Source organism: Stenotrophomonas sp. STEN008 (assembly GCF_056760435.1).
Window position 1 is genome coordinate 71,577 of the sequence record NZ_JBRRET010000013.1, and the last position, 19,242, is coordinate 90,818.

15 protein-coding genes and 1 pseudogene are annotated in these 19,242 nt (G+C 66.5%); 9 read left to right on the top strand and 7 right to left on the bottom strand.

The genetic code is table 11. The annotated features are described in order from the left end of the window. Nucleotides 1–68 precede the first annotated feature (68 nt). From ACVOME_RS08875 to ACVOME_RS08885, 3 genes are read right to left on the bottom strand one after another with little or no spacing between them, the layout of a single operon-like run. Complete coding sequence (locus ACVOME_RS08875) at nt 69–1,508, bottom strand: efflux transporter outer membrane subunit (RefSeq protein ID WP_481504990.1); 1,440 nt, start codon at nt 1,506–1,508, stop codon at nt 69–71. After that, nucleotides 1,505–3,463, bottom strand: a complete 1,959-nt coding sequence (locus ACVOME_RS08880) for a MacB family efflux pump subunit (protein ID WP_111185759.1) — start codon at nt 3,461–3,463, stop codon at nt 1,505–1,507. The genes ACVOME_RS08875 and ACVOME_RS08880 overlap by 4 nt, the downstream gene beginning before the upstream one ends. Next, entirely contained in the window at nt 3,460–4,704 is a 1,245-nt protein-coding gene (locus ACVOME_RS08885) for an efflux RND transporter periplasmic adaptor subunit (RefSeq protein ID WP_111185757.1), read from the bottom strand. Before ACVOME_RS08885 ends, ACVOME_RS08880 begins: the two co-directional genes overlap by 4 nt. A gap of 205 nt (nt 4,705–4,909) precedes the next feature. Between ACVOME_RS08885 and ACVOME_RS08890 the strand changes: the two genes are divergently transcribed. The 9 genes and pseudogenes from ACVOME_RS08890 (at nt 4,910) to ACVOME_RS08930 (ending at nt 16,218) form a co-directional block, all read left to right on the top strand. Beyond that, on the top strand, nt 4,910–5,638 hold the full coding sequence (locus ACVOME_RS08890; RefSeq protein ID WP_053518224.1) for a response regulator: 729 nt from the start codon (nt 4,910–4,912) through the stop codon (nt 5,636–5,638). Nucleotides 5,639–5,644: 6 nt separating this feature from the next. Further along, on the top strand, nt 5,645–7,054 hold the full coding sequence (locus tag ACVOME_RS08895) for an ATP-binding protein (RefSeq protein WP_053518188.1): 1,410 nt from the start codon (nt 5,645–5,647) through the stop codon (nt 7,052–7,054). A 213-nt stretch (nt 7,055–7,267) separates the two neighbouring features. Continuing rightward, a complete protein-coding gene (locus ACVOME_RS08900) occupies nt 7,268–8,980 on the top strand; it encodes a PAAR domain-containing protein (RefSeq protein ID WP_481504991.1) in 1,713 nt (570 codons plus the stop codon). A gap of 403 nt (nt 8,981–9,383) precedes the next feature. Beyond that, nucleotides 9,384–9,755, top strand: a complete 372-nt coding sequence (locus ACVOME_RS08905) for a PoNe immunity protein domain-containing protein (protein WP_481504993.1) — start codon at nt 9,384–9,386, stop codon at nt 9,753–9,755. Between the two features lie 277 nt (nt 9,756–10,032). Next, nucleotides 10,033–10,800: a PoNe immunity protein domain-containing protein gene (locus ACVOME_RS08910; protein WP_128987823.1), complete on the top strand. Its 768-nt coding sequence runs from the start codon at nt 10,033–10,035 to the stop codon at nt 10,798–10,800. A gap of 401 nt (nt 10,801–11,201) precedes the next feature. After that, nucleotides 11,202–11,975, top strand: a complete 774-nt coding sequence (locus ACVOME_RS08915; RefSeq protein ID WP_197601367.1) for a PoNe immunity protein domain-containing protein — start codon at nt 11,202–11,204, stop codon at nt 11,973–11,975. A 505-nt stretch (nt 11,976–12,480) separates the two neighbouring features. Then, nucleotides 12,481–12,648: pseudogene (locus tag ACVOME_RS08920) on the top strand (hypothetical protein); the annotation flags it as partial. A 55-nt stretch (nt 12,649–12,703) separates the two neighbouring features. Further along, the gene (locus ACVOME_RS08925) at nt 12,704–12,859 is read left to right on the top strand and encodes a PoNe immunity protein domain-containing protein (RefSeq protein ID WP_481504994.1); all 156 of its coding nucleotides are present in this window, start codon (nt 12,704–12,706) and stop codon (nt 12,857–12,859) included. Between the two features lie 332 nt (nt 12,860–13,191). Then, entirely contained in the window at nt 13,192–16,218 is a 3,027-nt protein-coding gene (locus ACVOME_RS08930) for a ligand-binding sensor domain-containing diguanylate cyclase (protein ID WP_111185749.1), read from the top strand. A gap of 63 nt (nt 16,219–16,281) precedes the next feature. Here the strand turns inward: ACVOME_RS08930 and rnt are convergent, their stop codons facing one another. The 4 genes from rnt to ACVOME_RS08950 form a co-directional block, all read right to left on the bottom strand. Then, on the bottom strand, nt 16,282–16,866 hold the full coding sequence (gene rnt, locus ACVOME_RS08935; RefSeq protein ID WP_053518226.1) for a ribonuclease T: 585 nt from the start codon (nt 16,864–16,866) through the stop codon (nt 16,282–16,284). Between the two features lie 140 nt (nt 16,867–17,006). Further along, nucleotides 17,007–17,537: an HvfX family Cu-binding RiPP maturation protein gene (locus ACVOME_RS08940; protein WP_111185747.1), complete on the bottom strand. Its 531-nt coding sequence runs from the start codon at nt 17,535–17,537 to the stop codon at nt 17,007–17,009. 23 nt (nt 17,538–17,560) lie between these two features. Beyond that, nucleotides 17,561–18,316 (bottom strand): HvfC family RiPP maturation protein, encoded by a 756-nt coding sequence (locus ACVOME_RS08945; RefSeq protein WP_128987826.1) that lies wholly within the window; start codon nt 18,314–18,316, stop codon nt 17,561–17,563. After that, the gene (locus tag ACVOME_RS08950; protein ID WP_481504995.1) at nt 18,309–19,178 is read right to left on the bottom strand and encodes an HvfB family MNIO-type RiPP peptide maturase; all 870 of its coding nucleotides are present in this window, start codon (nt 19,176–19,178) and stop codon (nt 18,309–18,311) included. The genes ACVOME_RS08945 and ACVOME_RS08950 overlap by 8 nt, the downstream gene beginning before the upstream one ends. Nucleotides 19,179–19,242: the final 64 nt, after the last annotated feature.

The following is a 19,242-nucleotide window of genomic DNA, read 5'->3' on the forward strand; positions in this document are numbered from 1 at the left end:
GCCCGGCGGATCCAGTCCGACCACGCTCATGGCGTGCCGCGCTCCACGCCGCCGGGCATGGCCCGGCGCTACCCCGCGCTGCCGCCCAGCGCCTTGAACAGCGTCACATCGTTGGTCAACTGGCTCTGCCGGACGCGGGCCAGTGACAACTCCGCATCGCGCCGGGTCTGCTGGGCTTCCAGCCAGGTCCGCAGGTCGGTGGCACCGACGCGGTAGCGCACTTCCTGCATGCGTTCCACTTCCACCGCCTCGTCATACGAGGCCTGCGACGCCGCCACCTGGCGCGCCAGCTGCTCGCGTGCCGACAGCGCGTTGTCCACTTCCGACAGCGCGGTGTACAGCGTCTTGCGGAACCCGGTCGCGGCGATCTGGTAGTTGGTACCGGCCACGTCGGTATCCAGCTGTGCGCGCTGCAGGTTGAGGAAGGGCAGGGACAGGCCGGCACCGAGCGTGGCCACCGGATTGCGCAGGACATCGCCCAGCGAGGTCGCGCTGGAACCGAGGCTGCCGGTCAGGCTCAACGCCGGGTAGTACTGGGTGGCGGTGACCCTGATCGTCTTCAGGCTGTTGCGCAGCCGCAGCTCGGCCGCGCGCAGGTCGGGACGGCGAGCGAGCAGGTCCGCCGGCAGGCCTTCAGCGATGGCAGGGCTGCGTGCCTGCAGCAGGTTCTGCGGCTCGTCCTGTTGCGGCCACGGGGTGCCGTCGAGCAGCACGGTCAGCGCATTGCGCACTTCCACGCGCTGCTGTTCCAGCGCACTCTGCGCAGCGCGCTGCGACTGCAGGTTCTGCAGGGCCTGGCGTACTTCCAGGCGCGAAACCGCACCGGCGTCGAAACGGGCCTGGACCAGTTCGCGGGTGCGTTCCAGCCGCTCCAGGTTGGCCTGGCCGGTGCTGATCGACTGGTTGAGATACGCCAACGCCCAGTACTGGCTGATGGCATCGCCGATCACCAGCAGGGCGGTGTTCTGTCGATCTTCCTCGGTGGCTTCAGCCTCCCAGCGTGCGATGTCGCGCTGGGTCCTCAGCCGGCCCCACAGATCGACTTCCCAGGCCAGCGAAACGCCGGTGGAATAGCTGCGGCGCCAGTCGTCGGCCTGGTCGGTGGCACGGCTGCCGCTGCCACTGACGCCCGACGAGGACGGTTGTGGCCAAAGCGCGTTGCTGGCCAGCCCGGCCTGCAGGCGGGAACGCTGCACGGCCAGGCCGGCGGCGGCAAGGTCACTGTTGGCGGCCAGCGCCCGGGCTACCAGCCGGTCCAGACGTTCATCGCCGAAACCGCTCCACCAGACATCCTCTCGGATGTCGCGGGCAGGCGTATCCAGGCTGCTGCGCGGAGCGTCCACCGGTGCGTTGAGTGCGGCATTGCCACGCCCATAAGTAGCAGCCACGTCGGGATCGGCAACCGGATAACGGCCGACCGAGGCACAGCCGGACAGGGCAATCAGTACGGCGCCGGCCAGCAGCAGGCGCGAGGGAGCAGGAAAGGGGAGCATGGGCATCGTCTTCATTCGCGGGCCAGGGCCTCCACCGGGTCGAGCTGCGCGGCATTGCGCGCGGGAAGGAAGCCGAAGCCCACGCCGATCAGGGTGGAACAGGCAAATGCGGCGATGATCGAAGCGGTGGAGAACAGCACCTGGAAGTCGCTGGCGAAACGTCCGATCATCGAGCCCAGCAGCAGCGCCAGGCCGACGCCGAGCAGGCCTCCGAGCAGGCACACCAGCACCGCCTCGATCAGGAACTGCTGGCGGATGTCACTCTGCCGGGCGCCCACGGCCATGCGCACACCGATCTCGCGGGTCCGCTCGGTGACCGAGACCAGCATGATGTTCATCACGCCGATGCCACCGACCAGCAGTGCGATGGCGGCGATCGCGCCGATCAGCAGGGTCATCGTGCGTGTGGTCTGCTCGATGGTCTCGCGGATTTCGGCGCTGTTGCTGAGGAAGAAATCCTCGGTACCATGGCGCATCGTCAGCAGGCGGGTGATCGCCTCCTGCGCGGCGTCCATCGGTGTGGCGTCATCCACGCGCACGGTGATGCTGGAGACGTGACTCTGGCCCAGCATGCGTGACATCACGGTCGTGTACGGCACCCAGACGCTGAGACTGGTGCTGCCACCAAAACCGAAGCTCTGCCGCTTGGCGACACCGACCACCCGCACCGGAACGTTGCCGAGCAGGATGACCTGGCCGACAGGATCGACGCCGGGGAAGAACTGGGTCTGGGTGTTCTCGTCGATGATCGCGACCTGGGCCAGCCCTCGCACCGCATCGGCATCGAAGAAGCTGCCACTGAGCAGGGTCACGCCCTTCACCCGGAAGAACTGCTCGCCAACGCCGCTGACCTGGGCGGTGGAGGACTGGTTGCGGTAACGCGCGGTGACCGAGGTCGACACGCTGGGCGTGGCGCTGTCCACGTAGCTCTGCCGTGAGAGCGCATCGGCATCGCTGGCCTTGAGCGTCTGCACCCGTGCAGAGCGCATGTCGCCGAAACCGCGGCCGGGATACACATCGATGGTGTTGGTTCCCAGCGCGCTGATGTTCTGCAGGATCTGCTGCTGCGAGCCGTTGCCGAGCGCGACCACCGAGACCACCGAAGCAATGCCGATGATGATGCCGAGCATGGTCAGGAACGTGCGCAGGCGATGCGCGTTCATCGCCAGCAGGGCCATGCGGAACGCTTCGGTGAATCGGTCGCGCGCTGCGCGCCAGCTGTTGCCGTGGGCAACACCGGTGCTGGCCTCGCGTCGCGCGCGGTAGGACGGCGCATCAGGATTGGCGCGGTCGGCGATGATCTCGCCATCGCGGATCTCGATGATGCGCTGGGCATGCTCGGCCACGCTCATGTCGTGGGTGACGATGATGATGGTATGTCCCTCGGCATGCAGCTCGCCCAGGATTGCCATCACCTCTTCGCCGGATTTCGTATCCAGGGCGCCGGTGGGTTCATCGGCCAGGATCACCTCCCCGCCGTTCATCAGTGCACGCGCGATCGACACGCGCTGCTGCTGGCCACCGGACAGCTGGCCCGGCTTGTGATGCATGCGATCGCCCAGCCCGAGCCGTTGCAGCAGCTGCTCGGCCCGCGCGTTGCGTACCGGGCCGGGGCTGCCCGCGTATACCGCCGGCACTTCCACGTTGCCGCGTGCATCCAGGTCACCGAGCAGGTGGTAGCGCTGGAAGATGAAGCCGAAATGCCCGCGCCGCAGTTCGGCCAGCTCGTCCGGCTGCATCCGGCCGGTTTCTCGGCCGGCCACCTGGTAGCTGCCCCGGGTGGGGCGATCCAGGCAGCCGAGGATGTTCATCAGGGTGGACTTGCCCGAACCGGACTGGCCGACGATGGCGACCATTTCGCCGGCGTGGATGTCCAGGTTGACGTCGCGCAGTACGGCAATGACGTCGTCGCCGGCCGGGAACTCGCGTCGCAGGTCACGCAGGCGCAGCAACGGCGCCGTCGTGCTCATCGGCGCGGGCCCATGCCCGGGCCGCCGACGCGCATCTGCATGCCTCCCCGGTTGCCGCCGCCCGCAGACGCTGCTGCGGCGCTGGCCTCGCCGACCACCACGCGTTCGCCCTCCTGTAGGCCTGAGAGGATTTCAGCCGATGCACCGTTGTTGATGCCGACCTTGACCTTGCGCGGTTGTGGCTGGCCCCGATCATCCACCACCCGTACCACGCGCTCGCCGTCGCGGGTCTTCGGCCCCAGTGCCACCGCCGGTACCATCAGCACGCCCTTGGCCTGCTTGAGCAGGACCGACACCTGCGCGGTCATGTCGATGCGCAGGGTGCCGTCCGGGTTCTCCACGTCGAACAGGGCGTTGTAGTACACCGCGCTGCTGGAGCTGGAACTGGAAGAGCTGCTGGAGCTGGACGAGCTTTCATTGGCGATCGATGCCGGTGCCGGATTGATCTGCCGCAGCGTGGCGTGATACTTCCGGTCCGGGTCGCCCAGCGTGGTGAAGTACACCGGCATGCCGGCCTTGATCTTCACAACGTCCGCCTCGGACACCTCGGCATTGACCGTCACCACGTCCAGGCGCGCCAGCATGACGATGGTCGGCGCGGTCTGGTTGGCGTTCACCGTGCGGCCTTCCTCGGCCACCACGGCGACCACGGTGCCGTCCATCGGCGCGGTGATCCGGGTGTAGGCCAGGTTGGCCCGGGCGGTGCCCAGCTCGGTTTCGCGACCCTTGATCTGTGCCTCGTAGGACTGCAGCTGGGCGCGCGCGGTTTTCAGCTGTGCTTCGGCGGCATCGTACTCCTGGCGGGAGGTGGCCTCGGCGGCCAGCATCTGCTGCTGGCGTGCGAATTCCAGCTCGGCCTGGCGCAGTGTCGCCTGCTGCACCGCCCGCTGCGCGATCACCTGGTCCAGCGAGGCCTGTGCGTTGAGTACCTGGTTCTGCTGGGTGGTGGCGTCGATCTCGGCGATCAGGTCGCCTTCCTTCACCGTATCGCCCAGCTGCACCTTCAGCGATTTGATCTGGCCGGAGGCCTGCGCACCTACGCTGACCAGCTTGTAGGCGTCGATCACGCCGGTCGCCTCAACGGTCTGTTCGATGTCGCCACGGCCTACGGGGGTGGTGGCCAGGGCCGGAGCGGCCGGCTTGCGCAGCAGCCACCAGGCGGCCACGGCAGCGATCAGGACGAGCAGGGCGGCCAGCATCAGGCGGCCCCGGCGGGTTGCGGGCAACAGGCGGCGGATCACGTGGTGGCTTCACTCTCGGTGCCGCGATGGCGGCGATGGTGGGCATTGTGAAGACCGGGCGATCAACCGCTCAATCCTCAGGGTGTGTCTGTGTGTAACACTGTCGGCGAAAGCGCGTATCGACAGGTATCCGGCCCGCGGGTGGATACAGTGGTACGCATTGGCCAGGATGCGGTTCAGCTCCCGACACGGGATGATCCGCGACATGGAGACTGAAAACCCGATGCATCGACTGCTGATCGTCGACGACGACAACGACATCCGCACCCTGCTGGCCGAACAGCTCGGCCGCGCCGGCTACCAGGTCAGCACGGCGGCCGACGGCACCAGCATGCGCCAGCTGCTGGAGCGCGAACACGTGGACCTGATCGTGCTCGACCTCAACCTGCCGCGCGAGGATGGCCTGACCCTGTGCCGTGACCTGCGCGCTCGCTCGAACACGCCGGTGATCATGCTGACCGCCCGCGCGGAACCGATCGATCGCGTGCTGGGCCTGGAAATGGGCGCCGATGACTATCTGGCCAAGCCGTTCGAGCCGCGCGAGCTGCTGGCGCGCATCCGCAACGTGCTGCGCCGTACCGAAGCCCTGCCGGCCAATCTGGAGCCACTGGCGGTGCGCCGTGCACGATTCTCGCGCTGGGTGTTCGATCTGGAGCACCGCCACCTGGTCGATCCGGACGGGCGCGTGGTGGTGCTGTCCGGCGCGGAGTTCCGCCTGCTGCGGGTGTTCATCGCACATGCCAACAAGGTCCTGTCGCGCGAGCAGCTGGTCGCGCTCAGCAGCGGCCGTAACTATGAGGCGCAGGATCGCGCGATCGACCTGCAGGTCAGCCGCCTGCGCAACAAGCTGGGTGACGATGGCGGTCCCGATGGGCTGATCAAGACCGTGCGCAACGAAGGCTATGTCCTCGCCTCGGCCGTCAACCTGGAATAAGCCGCGATGAATCGCCTGCGCCACTTTCTGTCCTCGATGGTCGGGCGGCTGTTCGTGATCCTGCTGCTGGGCATGTCGGTGGCGGCGATCGGCGCGACCATGCTGGCCACCTCCAAGCGGCAGCAGGAGTTCGAGCGGCAGAACCTCAACCGCATCGCCGATCGCCTGCAGGGCTACGTCAATCTGCTCGACGGCAATCCCGAGCTGCGCGAGCGCCTGCTGGAAGTGGGCGGGCCGAGCGTGCGCGCGCTGCAGTCCGGTGCGCGCGTGGGACGCGCCGATGCTGCGCTGATGGAAGTGCTGGAGGACCGCCCGGGCCCGGTCGCGCGGGCGCAGGTGCACTTCACTTCGTTCCGCTCCTGCATTCCCAGGCTGCAGGAACTGCTGCCACCGCCGCCGCCCGGCTACCGCAAGCATCCTCGCGAGCGCGATCCGGCGTTCATCCCGCCCAAATGCCGCGCGGTGGACGTCACCCTCAACGACGGTACGTTGCTGAAGCTGGCACTGGATTCCCCTGCGGTGGCCCACAACGGCATCCTGGCCGTGGACCCGCTGTTCCTGACCCTGCTTGTGCTGGCCATCGCGGTACTGGCCTACATCGTGGCCCGCATGGCCAGCGCACCGCTGCAGGAGCTGGCCGCCGCCGCCGAGGATCTTGGCGACGACCTGCAGCGCGATCCGCTGCCGCTGCGCGGTCCGCGTGAAGTGCAGCGCGCCGCCGAGGCCTTCAATGCCATGCAGCACCGCCTGCAGCGACACCTGGCCGAGCGTACGCAGATGCTGGCGGCGATCACCCACGATCTGCAGACACCGCTGACCCGCCTGCGCCTGCGGCTGGAGAACGTGACCGATGAGGCACTGCGCGAGCGCCTGATCGGCGATCTGGCTGCGATGCAGGCACTGGTCCGCGAAGGCCTGGAACTGGCCCGAAGTGCCGAGAGCGCCGAGCAGCGCGCTGCACTGGACCTGGATTCGCTGCTGGAGAGCATCGTCGAGGACACCGCAGAAGGTGGTGCCGATGTCGTCTTCGAGGGCAGGAGCGATGCGGTGCTGATGCTGCGGCCACTGGCGATGCACCGCCTGTTCTCGAACCTGGTGGACAACGCGGTGATGTACGGCCAGCGCGTGCGGGTGCGCATCGAGCGGGGCGGCGGCAGCATCACCGTGGTGGTGGCCGATGATGGCCCCGGCCTGGCCGACGACCAGCTGGAAGCCGTGTTCGACCCGTTCGTGCGGGTGGAGACCTCGCGTTCGCGCGAAACCGGTGGGGCCGGGCTGGGCCTGACCATTGCGCGCGCTCTGGCCGAGAAGGACGGCGCGCGGCTGTGGCTGCGCAACCGTGCCGAGGGCGGACTGGAAGCCGTGGTGCAATGGCCGGCCAGTGCACAGGTGGTGGCGCCGGGTCGGGCAGGCTGAGCAGACGCGGTGGGGGCTGCGTTCCGGCAGGCCCCACGCAAAACTGACGCGATAGCCCTGCCTGCAGCACGATAGGGCGAATGCGTCACCCACGGTAATTGCCTGCGCTGCAAGGCGTTTTACAGGCAGTCGAGGCAATTGCGTCAGCGTTGAATTGCCTGCGCTGCGTGCGGCCGGTCACCTGAAGCCATCGAAGTTCCTTGCGGATGGCAGATGGCACGGATGTGGATCGTGGTGGGCGACGCCACCACGGGCGGCGGGCGGGTGCTGACCGGATCGTCGAATACGGATATCGAAGGCAAGGCCGTCGCCTGCGTGGGCGACAAGGCAACGTGCCCGAAGCATGGCGGCGCGTTCGAGATCGTCACCGGTGACCCGACGCTGATCCTCGACGGCAAGCCGATCGCGCGCGAAGGCGATTCGCTGGCCTGTGGCTGCAGGCTGCTCGGAGGCGCTCAGTCGCTGGTGTACGTGGTTGACGGCGGTGGCGGTGGCGGTGCGTCGGTCTCCGCGGCGCCGGCCGCGCCGGCAGCAGTGAACCTGTGGAACGCCACGCCGCCGCCCAGCGGTTTCGTTGCCCGCGATGCGGTCGCTACGCGCGAGGTCGTGCTGCATTGCCACTACGGCGACCTGGACTGCACGCCCGCGCGCGGTGTCAGTTACCGGGCGACCCTGTCCGATGGCCGCGTGCTCAGCGGCCATCTCGATGACGAAGGTCGTGCACGCCTGCCGCAGGTAAGCGTGGGGCCGGTGCAGGTGATCTACCAGCACGAGGCCGACAGCACCGACTCGGCTGAGATCGAGGCCTGCCGCGAACGCCTTCGCGCGGCCCTGCAGCGCATCGTGCAGCAGACCCGGCAGGATTTTGCTGCGGACTGGCGGCAATGGAACAGTGCCAGCGCTGCGCATCAGGCCTTCCTGATGGAACTGAATCGCATCGAAGGCCAGGCCAGAGGCACATGGGACTGGGCCAGCGGCAGCGTGGAAGCGGTGTGGCGGCTGGCGGTGCTGCGCTTCAAGGCCGATGCGGAACTGCGCGAACTGAGCGGACTGCTGCTGACGGGCGACTGGGACGGGCTGGATGCACGCATCGCGGGGCATCGTGCAGCAGGCGAGCAGGTGCTGGACAAGGCCAGTGCGATCAAGGAGCAGCTGATCCTGCTGTTCGACGACGGCCCGACCTGGCAGCTGTTGGCGGCGTTCCCCGCGGACTGGGCGAAGGCGGTGCCGCCAGACGAGCTGCAGGAGCTGACCCAGCGCTACGGCAGCCAGTTTGCGCTCGATGTCGTGATCAGCGTGCTGCTGGGCGCGTTCAGCGCAGGCACGGCCGGAACCGCCTATGGCGGCGCAACCTGGGCGGCCCGGATCGGGCGGTTGGGGCAGCGTCTGGCAGCGCTGCTGGACGAGCTGGGCGAGGCGTTCACCGCATTGGCGCGGGCATTGCGCTTGCGCAAGCGTCGGCACACGGAAAGCCGGGCGCCGGACGCCGATAGGGTGGTGGAAACCCGACTGCCGCGCACGCGCGCCGCAGGTGCCGCGTTCGGTGAGGCGAGGGCGCATCAAGCGATGCTGGACAAGGGCCTGACGCCAGTGGGAAAGACCGATGGCGTGTATCGTCCGGGAGAGAATGGCATCGATGGGGTCTACAGCCACCCGGATCCGCCGCCCGACTATGTGATCACCGAAGCGAAGTACAACACGGGCCGGTTGGGTGGACCGTACAGGGACGGTACGCGGCAGATGGATAGTGAATGGATCGATAAACGCTTGGATGCAAAAGTGGGTGAAGTGGAAGGGGACAGAATCAGAGATTCGACGGCGCGTGGGAGGGTCAAGAGCGTATTGATCCGCACTTCGGAGGATGGCACGGCAGACTTCTACGAACTTGACGTCAACGGACGCGTTGTCGGTCCAACATCAATCTAATCGGTGGCTTACGATGTTGCGGGATACCAAGAAGTCATATGACTACTTCTCGGAAAAAATAGCTTTTCAGTCGCGATCCATTCTTGGCTTCGTGTCTGGTATTCGAGAAGGGCGCTATCCTCCTGAGGGGGCGCTCAAGTGCTCAGGCAGCATTTTTACCAAGCAGCTTCAAGTGATGGTGATGCGTTACTCGAGGGGTGATGACATCGGTGGCCTGTCTGCGGATCTGGACGAGGTTCTCGCCGCTAGAGTCAGGATCAGGCGATGCGCAGACGGACTTCCTTTGGAAGGCCAAGCAATCCGATCTCTGTGGGAGGATCTGCGACTGGATAGATACGTCCAGTACCTTTGGTGGTTGGCATTCACGGTTGCAGTTGGAGCTTCGCGCGACTATCTGCATGAAATGTGGGTATTGATAGACAATACGGGGAAGGACAAACTTCTCGACAGCGTTGCCGTTGCGTCGGGCGGAGCAAAAAGGTCCATCCCCGATCAATTACTGTATCGGCACTACCTCCCGCTCATGGAAGCAATCGCCTCACCCTCGGACCGGCCCGGGCTCGTAAAGAAGTTCCTGGACGGCTGGTATGCAGGCAGCCGCAACGTGTACTGGCACGGGAACCACCATGACGACGACAGCGGCTACATGGGCTACTGGGCCTTCGAGGCCGCGCTGGTCGTGATGCTGTTCGACATCGACGATTCGAGCTTCCGCGACCACGAGTACTATCCGGCCGATCTGGTGGCCTATTACAGGCGTCAATCGGGCGCATGAACCTGATGGTCAGGCGGCTCAGATGTTTGCACCGCGTGCGGGGACGAATCGAACGCGGCGGCGATGCGATCAGCCAGCGGCTTCGTCGCCCGCGACGCGGTCGCCGGAGGTGAGGTAGTGCTGCATCGCCGCTACGGCGACCCTACCCGATACCGAGTGCCCAGCGGCCACATGGATGGCGAGGGCCGCGCACGCGCGCCGCAGGTGCCGCGTTCGGTGAGGCGAGGGCGCATCAGGCGATGCTGGACAAGGGCCTGACGCCAGTTGAACTGGACCGATGATGCGCGATAGCAGGAAATCCAAGGCATATTTCTCTGGAATCATCGAGTTCCGGCTGGATGAGGTTGCAGAGGTCGTTGATCGTATTGATTCACACAGGTACACCGACGTCGGACGCGCCAATGCATCGAGTTCCGTGTTTTCCCTGCTCCTTCAGATAATGGTCATGCGCTACTCGCGTGGCGACGATCTGGTTGAAGTACTGGGGGGGCTGGAAGAATTGCTGCTTGCAAGGCGGCGCGTTGATCTGTGCGCCGATGCCTTGGGCGCACAGGATCAGATGATTCGTGCAGTGTGGGAGGATCTTCGGCCGGACAGGTACACAAAGTACCTCTGGTGGTTGGCATTCTCGGTTGCCGCGGGTATGGAGGGCTCTTATGTGCGAAGTGCACTTGGCTTGATGAAGCACGCCGGGGAAGACGAGCTTTTCGACAGAGTTGCGATTGCATTGGGAGACACAGGCCGACCCGCTGCCAATCACGTGCTGTATCGCCAGTACCTTCCGCTAGCAAAGGCCGTCGCATCGATCCAGGACCGACCGGGGCTCGTAAAGAAGTTCCTGGATGGCTGGTATGCGGGCAGCCGCAACCTCTATTGGCACGGGAATCACCGTGACGACGACAGCGGCTACATGGGCTACTGGGCCTTTGAGGCCGCGCTGGTCGTGATGCTGTTCGATATCGACGATTCGAGCTTCCGCGACCACGAGTACTACCCGGCCGATCTGGTGGCTTATTACAGGCGTCGTGCTGGCGCAGGTATCTGATGGTCAGGCGGCTCAGATGCTTGCACCGGGTGCGGGGACGAATCGAGCGCGGCGGCGATGCGATCAGCCAGCGGCTTCGTCGCCCGCGACGCGGTCGCCGGAGGTGAGGTGGTGCTGCATCGCCACTACGGCGCCCCTACCCGATACCGAGTGCTCAGCGGCCACATGGATGGCGAGGGCGGCGCACGCGTGCCGCAGGCGCCGCGTTCGGCGAGGCGATGGCGCATCAGGCGATGCTGGGCAAGGGCCTGACGCCAGTGGGAAAGACCGATGGCGTGTATCGTCCGGGAGAGAATGGCATCGATGGGGCCTACAGCTACCCGGATCCGCCGCCTGACATACATTGGTGAGGAAAAAATCGGCGACACCGTTTCTTTGATCGGCCCGTGGGACGATGGCGCATGAGTGCGCAGCGTGACACCCGGATGCTGGAGCCGTACTTCACGGATTGGATCGATTATGACTCCGTGGAGGTGGCGCGTATTGATCATTCAATCGCGACTCGAGCCTATCCTCCCAAGGGATGTGTTCTCGGCGCGTCGGACGTGTCCGGTCGCATCCTTCGTCGGTTGGTCATGCGATTCTCAAGGGGCGACGCTATTGTTTTGCTTCATGATGAGCTGAACCAGCTGCTTGTTTCGCGTGCGCAGCTTCTGCATCAGTGTGATCAATTGCCTTTGGAGGACCAGAACTATCGTGCACAGTTCGAGGATCTTCGTGAAGATCACTACGTCGATCACCTCTGGTGGCTGGCGATCGCGGTCAGCGCCGGTATGGGTTCGACCTACCTTGCGAAGGCCCTAACGCTGATTGGGAATGCGGGAAAGGATCGACTCTTTGACGAAATCGCGATACTGCTGGTTGAAGACGGAAGAGTTCCGGGGAGGCAGGTGCTGTATCGCCAGTACCTCCCGCTCATGGAAGCAATCGCCTCACCCTCGGACCGGCCCGGGCTCGTAAAGAAATTCCTGGACGGCTGGTATGCAGGCAGCCGCAACGTGTACTGGCACGGGAATCACCGTGACGACGACAGCGGCTACATGGGCTACTGGGCCTTCGAGGCCGCGCTGGTCGTGATGCTGTTCGACATCGACGATGCGAGCTTCCGCGACCACGAGTACTACCCGGCCGATCTGGTGGCTTATTACAGGCGTCGTGCTGGCGCAGGAATCTGATGGTCAGGCGGCTCAGATGTTTGCACCGCGTGCGGGGACGAATCGAGCGCGGCGGCGATGTGATCAGCCTGCGGACGCGTTGTCGGTCCAGCATCAATCTAATCGGTGGCTTACGATGTTGCGGGATACCAAGAAGTCATATGACTACTTCTCGGAAAAAATAGCTTTTCAGTCGCGATCCATTCTTGACTTCGTGTCTGGTATTCGAGCAGGGCGCTACCCTACTGAGGGGGCGCTCAAGTGCTCAGGCAGCATTTTTACCAAGCAGCTTCAAGTGATGGTGATGCGTTACTCGAGGGGTGATGACATCGGTGGCCTGTCTGCGGATCTGGACGAGGTTCTCGCCGCTAGAGTCAGGATCAGGCGATGCGCAGACGGACTTCCTTTGGAAGGCCAAGCAATCCGATCTCTGTGGGAGGATCTGCGACTGGATAGATACGTCCAGTACCTTTGGTGGTTGGCATTCACGGTTGCAGTTGGAGCTTCGCGCGACTATCTGCATGAAATGTGGGTATTGATAGGCAATACGGGGAAGGACAAACTTCTCGACAGCGTTGCCGTTGCTTCGGGCGGAGTAAAAAGGTCCATCCCCGATCAATTACTGTATCGGCACTACCTTCCGCTCATGGAAGCAATCGCCTCACCCTCGGACCGGCCCGGGCTCGTAAAGAAGTTCCTGGACGGCTGGTATGCAGGCAGCCGCAACGTGTACTGGCACGGGAATCACCGTGACGACGACAGCGGCTACATGGGGCTACTGGGCCTTCGAGGCCGCGCTGGTCGTGATGCTGTTCGACATCGACGATGCGAGCTTCCGCGACCACGAGTACTACCCGGCGGATCTGGTGGCCCATTACAGGCGTCGTGCTGGCGACAGGACGTAGCTGTCCCTCCGCAGAGGCGCCAGGCGAGGGGTCTTCTGGTCCTGCCTGTGGTCACCGCCTGGGCTCGGGAAGGTGTGCCGGACCACGCCCTTCCGCCAGAAATCCGTACCGCCTGCACGGGTGAGCCAGAAAGCCCGCCGTTGCTGCCCGGGGGAGGGGGGGGCACGGCTGGGCAGGCGCGGCGGGCTGGCGTTTGCCCTATCATTCGCGCATCTCCCCAGACGCCCCCCGATGAGCCAGCCTGTTCCCGTCGGCACGCCGCCCCGCGCTGCCTGGGCATTTCCACCTGCCGCCCCGCCTGGCCGCAGTACCCGGCCGCCACTGCTGCGGTGATGGGCGGGCAGGGGGACGACGGGCGCTGGGTGGAGCGTCACGCGTGGGACTGGAGGGCGGTGCTGCGACACAGCCTTCTGTGGCTGCTGCTGGCTGCTGCATTGCCGTTGCATGCACAGAGCGGTGCACCGCCGCTGCGCGACTACGCCATCGATGTGTGGACCTCGCGCAACGGCCTGCCGCACAACTCGCTGCGCGACATCGCGCAGACGCCGGAAGGCCATCTCTGGTTTGCCACCTGGGAAGGCCTGGTGCGCTACAACGGCCTGGATTTCACCGTGTACGACCGCAGCACGCGGCCCGGGCTGCGCGACAACGGCATCGGCGCGTTGTTCGTCGACCGTCAGGGCGGGCTGTGGATCAGCGACTCGCGCGGCAATGTCAGCCGACGTGGCAGTGATGGCCAGTGGCGTGTGTGGGAGCACCAGCCGGATACCCCGCAGGTACTGATCCAGTCGATGCAGATGGACAGCCAGGGGCGCCTGTGGCTGCTCTACGAAGGCAAGGGCCTGGGTTATCTCGCGCCGGACAAAGGCCTTGTCTATCAGGCGCCGGCTGCCGATCTGCCGATGGCGATGAGCTTCACCAAACTGGTGGTGGATGCGCAGGATCGGGTCTGGGTCGGCACGCTCGATGGCCTGGTACTGCGTGACAACGATGGCGTGCTGAAGCGCGCGCCCGCCGCCTGGGGGCTGGGCGCGGGCAGTGGCCTGTCCTGGCCGTACCGGGCGCCGGACGGTGCGCTGTGGATCGTGGCGGGCGAGCGCCTGTACCGGGTCGAGGATGACCGGCTGGTGCTGGTGCACCGGCTGCCGGGCCAGCTGCACCTGACCTCGATGCTGCAGGACCGCCACGGTGATCTCTGGCTGGGCACCGAGAACCAGGGGCTGCTGCGGATTTCCTCGCATGGACTGGAGCGGCTGCCTGCGGGCCTGAGCCTGCCGGGCGGGCGCGTGGTGAGCCTGCGCGAGGATGACGAGGGCAGCATCTGGGTGGGGGCCAACGGCGGCCTGTACCGCCTGCGCGAGACCCTGTTCAGCAGCTACACCGAGCGCGATGGGCTCAGCGGCGATTACGTGCGCACCGTGCTGGAAGATCGTGACCGCCAGCTGTGGGTGGGCAGTGCCAGTGGCCTGGATCGACAGAATGCCGATGGCCGTTTCCAGGCCATGCCGCTGCACAACCGCGGTGGCAAGGCGCCGTCGGTGCTGAGCCTGGCGCAGGGGCCGGACGGCGATCTCTGGGTGGGAACCTTCGGTGACGGCGTCTACCGCCTGTCCCGGGACGGCCGCCTGCGCCACAACTACGCCGCCGACGATGGCATGCCGGGTGGCAACATCCGCGCGATCAGCGTGGATTCGAGCGGGGCGGTCTGGGCCGGAACGCAGAAGGGAGTGGTGCGCATCGACGGCGACCGGGTGCAGGTGTCGCCGGTGGCGGGCATGCCGACCGGGCTGATCACAGCGCTGGAACACGATCACCAGGGCAACCTGTGGATCGGCACGATCGAGGGCATCCGCGTGCTGCGCGGCAACCGTGTGCAGGCGATCGATCTGGCGCCGCTGGGGGGCGGACGCAGTGTGTTCGGCTTCCACCAGCTCGGTGACGCGATGTGGATCAGCAGTGATCGTGGCCTGTACCGCTGGCAGGGCGGGCGGCTGGCCCGCGTCGGCCTGGAGCAGGGCATGCCGGTCGACGCGGTGTTCCAGCTGGTACCCGACCGGCTGGGCAACGTATGGATCAGCAGCAACCGTGGCGTGCTGCGCACCGACATGGCGACTCTCAATGCCGTGGCCGACGGCCGCGCGCCGCGGGTGAGCGTGGAGCGCTACAACGAGATCGACGGCATGGCCAATGCACAGGCCAACGGCAGCTCCGGCCCCTCGGCGATCCTGCGCCAGGATGGCACCTTCTGGGTGGTCACCGCGGGGGGCCTGAGTACGGTCGATCCGCAGCGCCTGCAGCGCTTCCGCGAACGGCGGGCACCGCCAGCGGCGATCGAGAACGTGCAGGTGGACGGCGCGCCGGTGCACTGGGAGGGCGCCGAACGCAATCTGATTCCCGGTGGTCGTCGCCTCGCGGTGAGCTATGTCGGCCTGAGCTACCTGATGTCGGACCGGATCCGCTACCGCACGCGCCTGGATGGACTGGACAGCGGCTGGGTCGAGCGCGGTCCACAGCGCAGCGTCGAGTTCGTTGGCCTGCCACCGGGCGATTACACGCTGCACGTGGCCGCCGCGCACCCGAGTGGCGCCTGGGGCCAGCAGGAAGCCGTATGGAGCTTCAGCGTGGAGCCGTTCTGGTGGCAACGGCGCAGCGTGCAGGCGCTGGGCGGCATCCTGCTGCTGGCCGGGCTGGTGGCGCTGTACCGCTTCCTGCTGCAGCAGCTGAAGGCCAGCAACCTGCGTCTGGCTCGCCGCGTGGACGAGGCCACCTTCGACCTGCAGGCCCAGACCGTCCATCTGCAGGCGGTGAACCAGGAGAAGACCGAGCTGGCCGAACGCCTCGCACGGCAGGCCGAAGCGTTCGAGCGCCAGGCGCGGGAGGATGCGCTGACCGGATTGGCCAACCGCCGCGGCTTTGATGAAACCCTGGCGCGTGACTTCGCACGATCCCAGCGCAGCGGCCACCCGCTATGCCTGGTGGTGCTGGATATCGATCACTTCAAGGCTGTCAACGATCGCTACAGCCACAGTACCGGTGATGCGGTACTGGTCGAGGTGGCGCGGGTGATCGCCACGGCCTGTCGTGACTCGGACCTGCCTGCGCGCACAGGCGGCGAAGAATTCGCGCTGCTGCTCAACGACACCCGGCTGGAGGAAGCCGCGCAGCTGTGCGCGCGGTTGCGGGGGCTGTTCCATGACCACCCGGACTGGGCGGGCGTGGATGGACTGAGGGTGACCTTCAGTGCGGGACTGGTCGAACTGGAGGCCGAAGACCGCACCCCGGCCCTGCTGTACCAGCGCGCCGACCGCGCGCTCTACCGTGCCAAGAGCGACGGGCGGGATCGCACGAGCATCGGTTGACGCGCCGGCGGTGCCGGCCCACGGTCGGCACCCACGCCTGCGCGGCGAGAGGGGCGCTGACGGTTACCGCGGCCAGGCGTTGGCGATCGTGCAGAACAGCCGTGCCGTCTGCTCGGTGTCGTACACCGCGCTATGCGCTTCGTTGGCATCCCAGCCCAGTCCCGCCGCATTGGCAGCACGTGCCAGCACCGTCTGCCCGTATGCGATGCCGGCCAGCGTCACCGTGTCGAATACGCTGAAGGGGTGGAACGGATTGCGCTTGTGCCCGGTCCGGGCGACGGCGGCATTGACGAAACCGAGGTCGAAATGCGCGTTGTGGCCGACCAGGATTGCGCGCTGACAGCCGTACTTCTTCATCGCGGCGCGAACCGGGGTGAAGATATGGTCCAGCGCGGCGCGCTCTTCCTTGGCCAGCCGGAACGGGTGATCCAGGATGATGCCGGTGACTTCCAGCGACTTCGGATCGATTTCCAGCCCTTCGGCCGGCACGACATGCGCGCTGGCGGTCTGCCCGGGGAAGAGCAGGCCGTTCTCGTCCATCTCGATCGGCACCGCCGCGATCTCCAGCAGCGCGTTGCGCTGGGCGTCGAAGCCGCCGGTCTCCACGTCCACCACCACCGGCAGGAAGCCACGGAAGCGTTGTGACATCGCACGCTGCGCCTGCGGTACTGCGGAAACGGGGGCGACGTCAGGTGCGGGGGTGGGGTCGGTCATGCGTGGATTCTAGCAGAGCGTTCCTGAGCGCCCGGTGCGCGCAGCCGGATGGGGCGTTGCGGGCGGCGCGCCAATCAGCGGCATCGCGGACCGGCTCCCGCCCAGGTGCCCCCGCCAGCGCCATGCCGGGCCAGCAGTGCATCGACGCTCAGCCTGCCGGCGCCAGCGAACAGCAACGGCAGCAGCATCGCCATGAATAGTACGGGCAGTTTGAAGTTGCCGAAGCCTTGGTCGCTGATTGCATACCCCATGGCGAGGTCGCCCAGCGAGTGCCATTCCATCGGCCAGTGCACCGCATGGGTCGCCACCACGGTCAGCACCAGCAGGCTGGCAGCGGCAAAGCGGGTGCCGAAACCGACGAGCAGGCAGGCGGCACCCAGCAGTTCGAACCAGGTGGCCAGTTGCCAGTTCAGCGCGGCCGGCAAGTGGTCGAATGGAAACGGAAAGGCCTGCTGCAGGTCAGCGAACCAGTTCTGGCCGTGCAGTTTCTCGAGGCCGGATTCGAAGTACTCCCAGGCCAGCAGTACGCGCAGGCCCAGCGGGGCCAACCAGGGGGCGAGACGGTCCAGCTGGCCACGCGCGGTGGCCAGGATCGGGTAGTTCATCGGGAATCTCCGGGAGTGGGGCGTCAGGGCGGCGGCGTAATCGGGCCGATTACGCCGGCTTGCAGGAACTGTTGCAGCAGGGCGGCACCGGCCTCGTCCAACGCGTGCTCCTCCAGCCCGTGTGCCAGTGCCAGCTGCCGCAGGTAGGTGTTGCCATCGGCGCCGGGCTGCTCGCCGATGCGGGCCAGCAGATGCACCGCCAGTGGGCTGAGGCTGGCGAAACGCACCTCACCGTCAGCATCGCGCCGGACCAGCAGGCCGGTCGGCTCGGCCGGAGCCGTGCGCGGCGCATCGTCCGCGCCAAGCCGGTGGACCGGCCATTGATACAGCAAGGGCCAGGCCAGCGGCGAACGCTGCAGGGCGACCACCCGCGGATCGATCGCGCCGGCCACCGGCAGCGGCTCGGCCTGCAACTGGTACAACGCCGTTTCCACCCACTCGTAGTGGGCCAGCTCGGCCAGCGCCGGATGCGGAAGCTGCGGCTGTGCCTGCAGCCACTGCACGAACTCGGCAGCCAGCTCGGTGAACAGCGGACTGCGGCAGCGATGCGTCGCGAAGTAGCTGCGCACCAGGGCACTCCAGCCCGGTTCACCGAGCAGGCGCACGCAGACCGGGAACCCGTTGCTCAACAGACCCAGCAGGTTGTTGAACAGCAGGCGCTGGTACACCGCTACGCGTCGCGGCTCCATGCCGGCCGGCGCGGCCACGGTGTCCGGGTCGCGCAGATGGGCGGTGAACGCGTGCTGCTGCGCACGCAGCCGTTCCGGCGCTTCAGCCATGCGTGCTGCCTCCGGCTGGGTCGGCCTGCAGGCGGCGGATGGTCTGCAGCTCGCTCTGGAGCTCGGCGTATGGGGGGAAGTTGAAGTCGCGTTCGAGCAGGGTGGGGCGGGGGCCGATGCGCGCATAGGTACGTGCAAGCAGCTCCCAGACCGGATCGATCACGGCGCTGCCATGGGTGTCGATCTTCAGGTCCGGCGCTTCATCCAGGTGCCCGGCCACGTGCAGGCAGACGATGCGCTGTGCCGGCAGGCCGGCGATGAACGTGTCGGCGTCGTAGCCATGGTTGCAGGCGTTGACGTAGACGTTGTTGACGTCCAGCAGCAGGTCGCAGTCCGCTTCGGCAAGCACCGCGTTGGTGAAGGACAGTTCGTCCATGGACGGTTCCGGTGCCAGGTAGTAGGACACGTTCTCCACCGCGATGCGCCGGCCGAGCAGGTCCTGCACACGGGCAATGCGCGTGGCGGTATGGCGCACGGCTTCATCGGTGAACGGAATCGGCAGCAGGTCGTACAGATGGCCGTCGTCGCTGCAGTAGCTCAGGTGCTCGCTGTAGAGCGGCACGCGGTGCTCGTCCAGGAACCGGCCAACCTGTGCCAGCAGCTGCGTGTCCAGCGGTGCACTGCCGCCCAGCGACAGCGACAGGCCGTGGCAGCTCAGCGGATGCCGCGCCGCCAGTTCGGCCAGTGCATCGCCTGCCGGGCCGCCTACGTGGATCCAGTTTTCCGGCGCACATTCGAGGAAGTCGAAGTCGCCGGCCGGTGCCTCGCGCAGCGCCTGCAGCAGCGCGCGGCGCAGGCCCAACCCGGCCGCCCCCCCGGGGACCGGCGGCCCCCGGGGGGCAGCGCTCGCGCGGCCGAGAATGCATGGCCCCCCCCCTGGCCTCCGCCCCCCATGCGAGGGCCCCCAACATTTAGGCCGCGGGCCG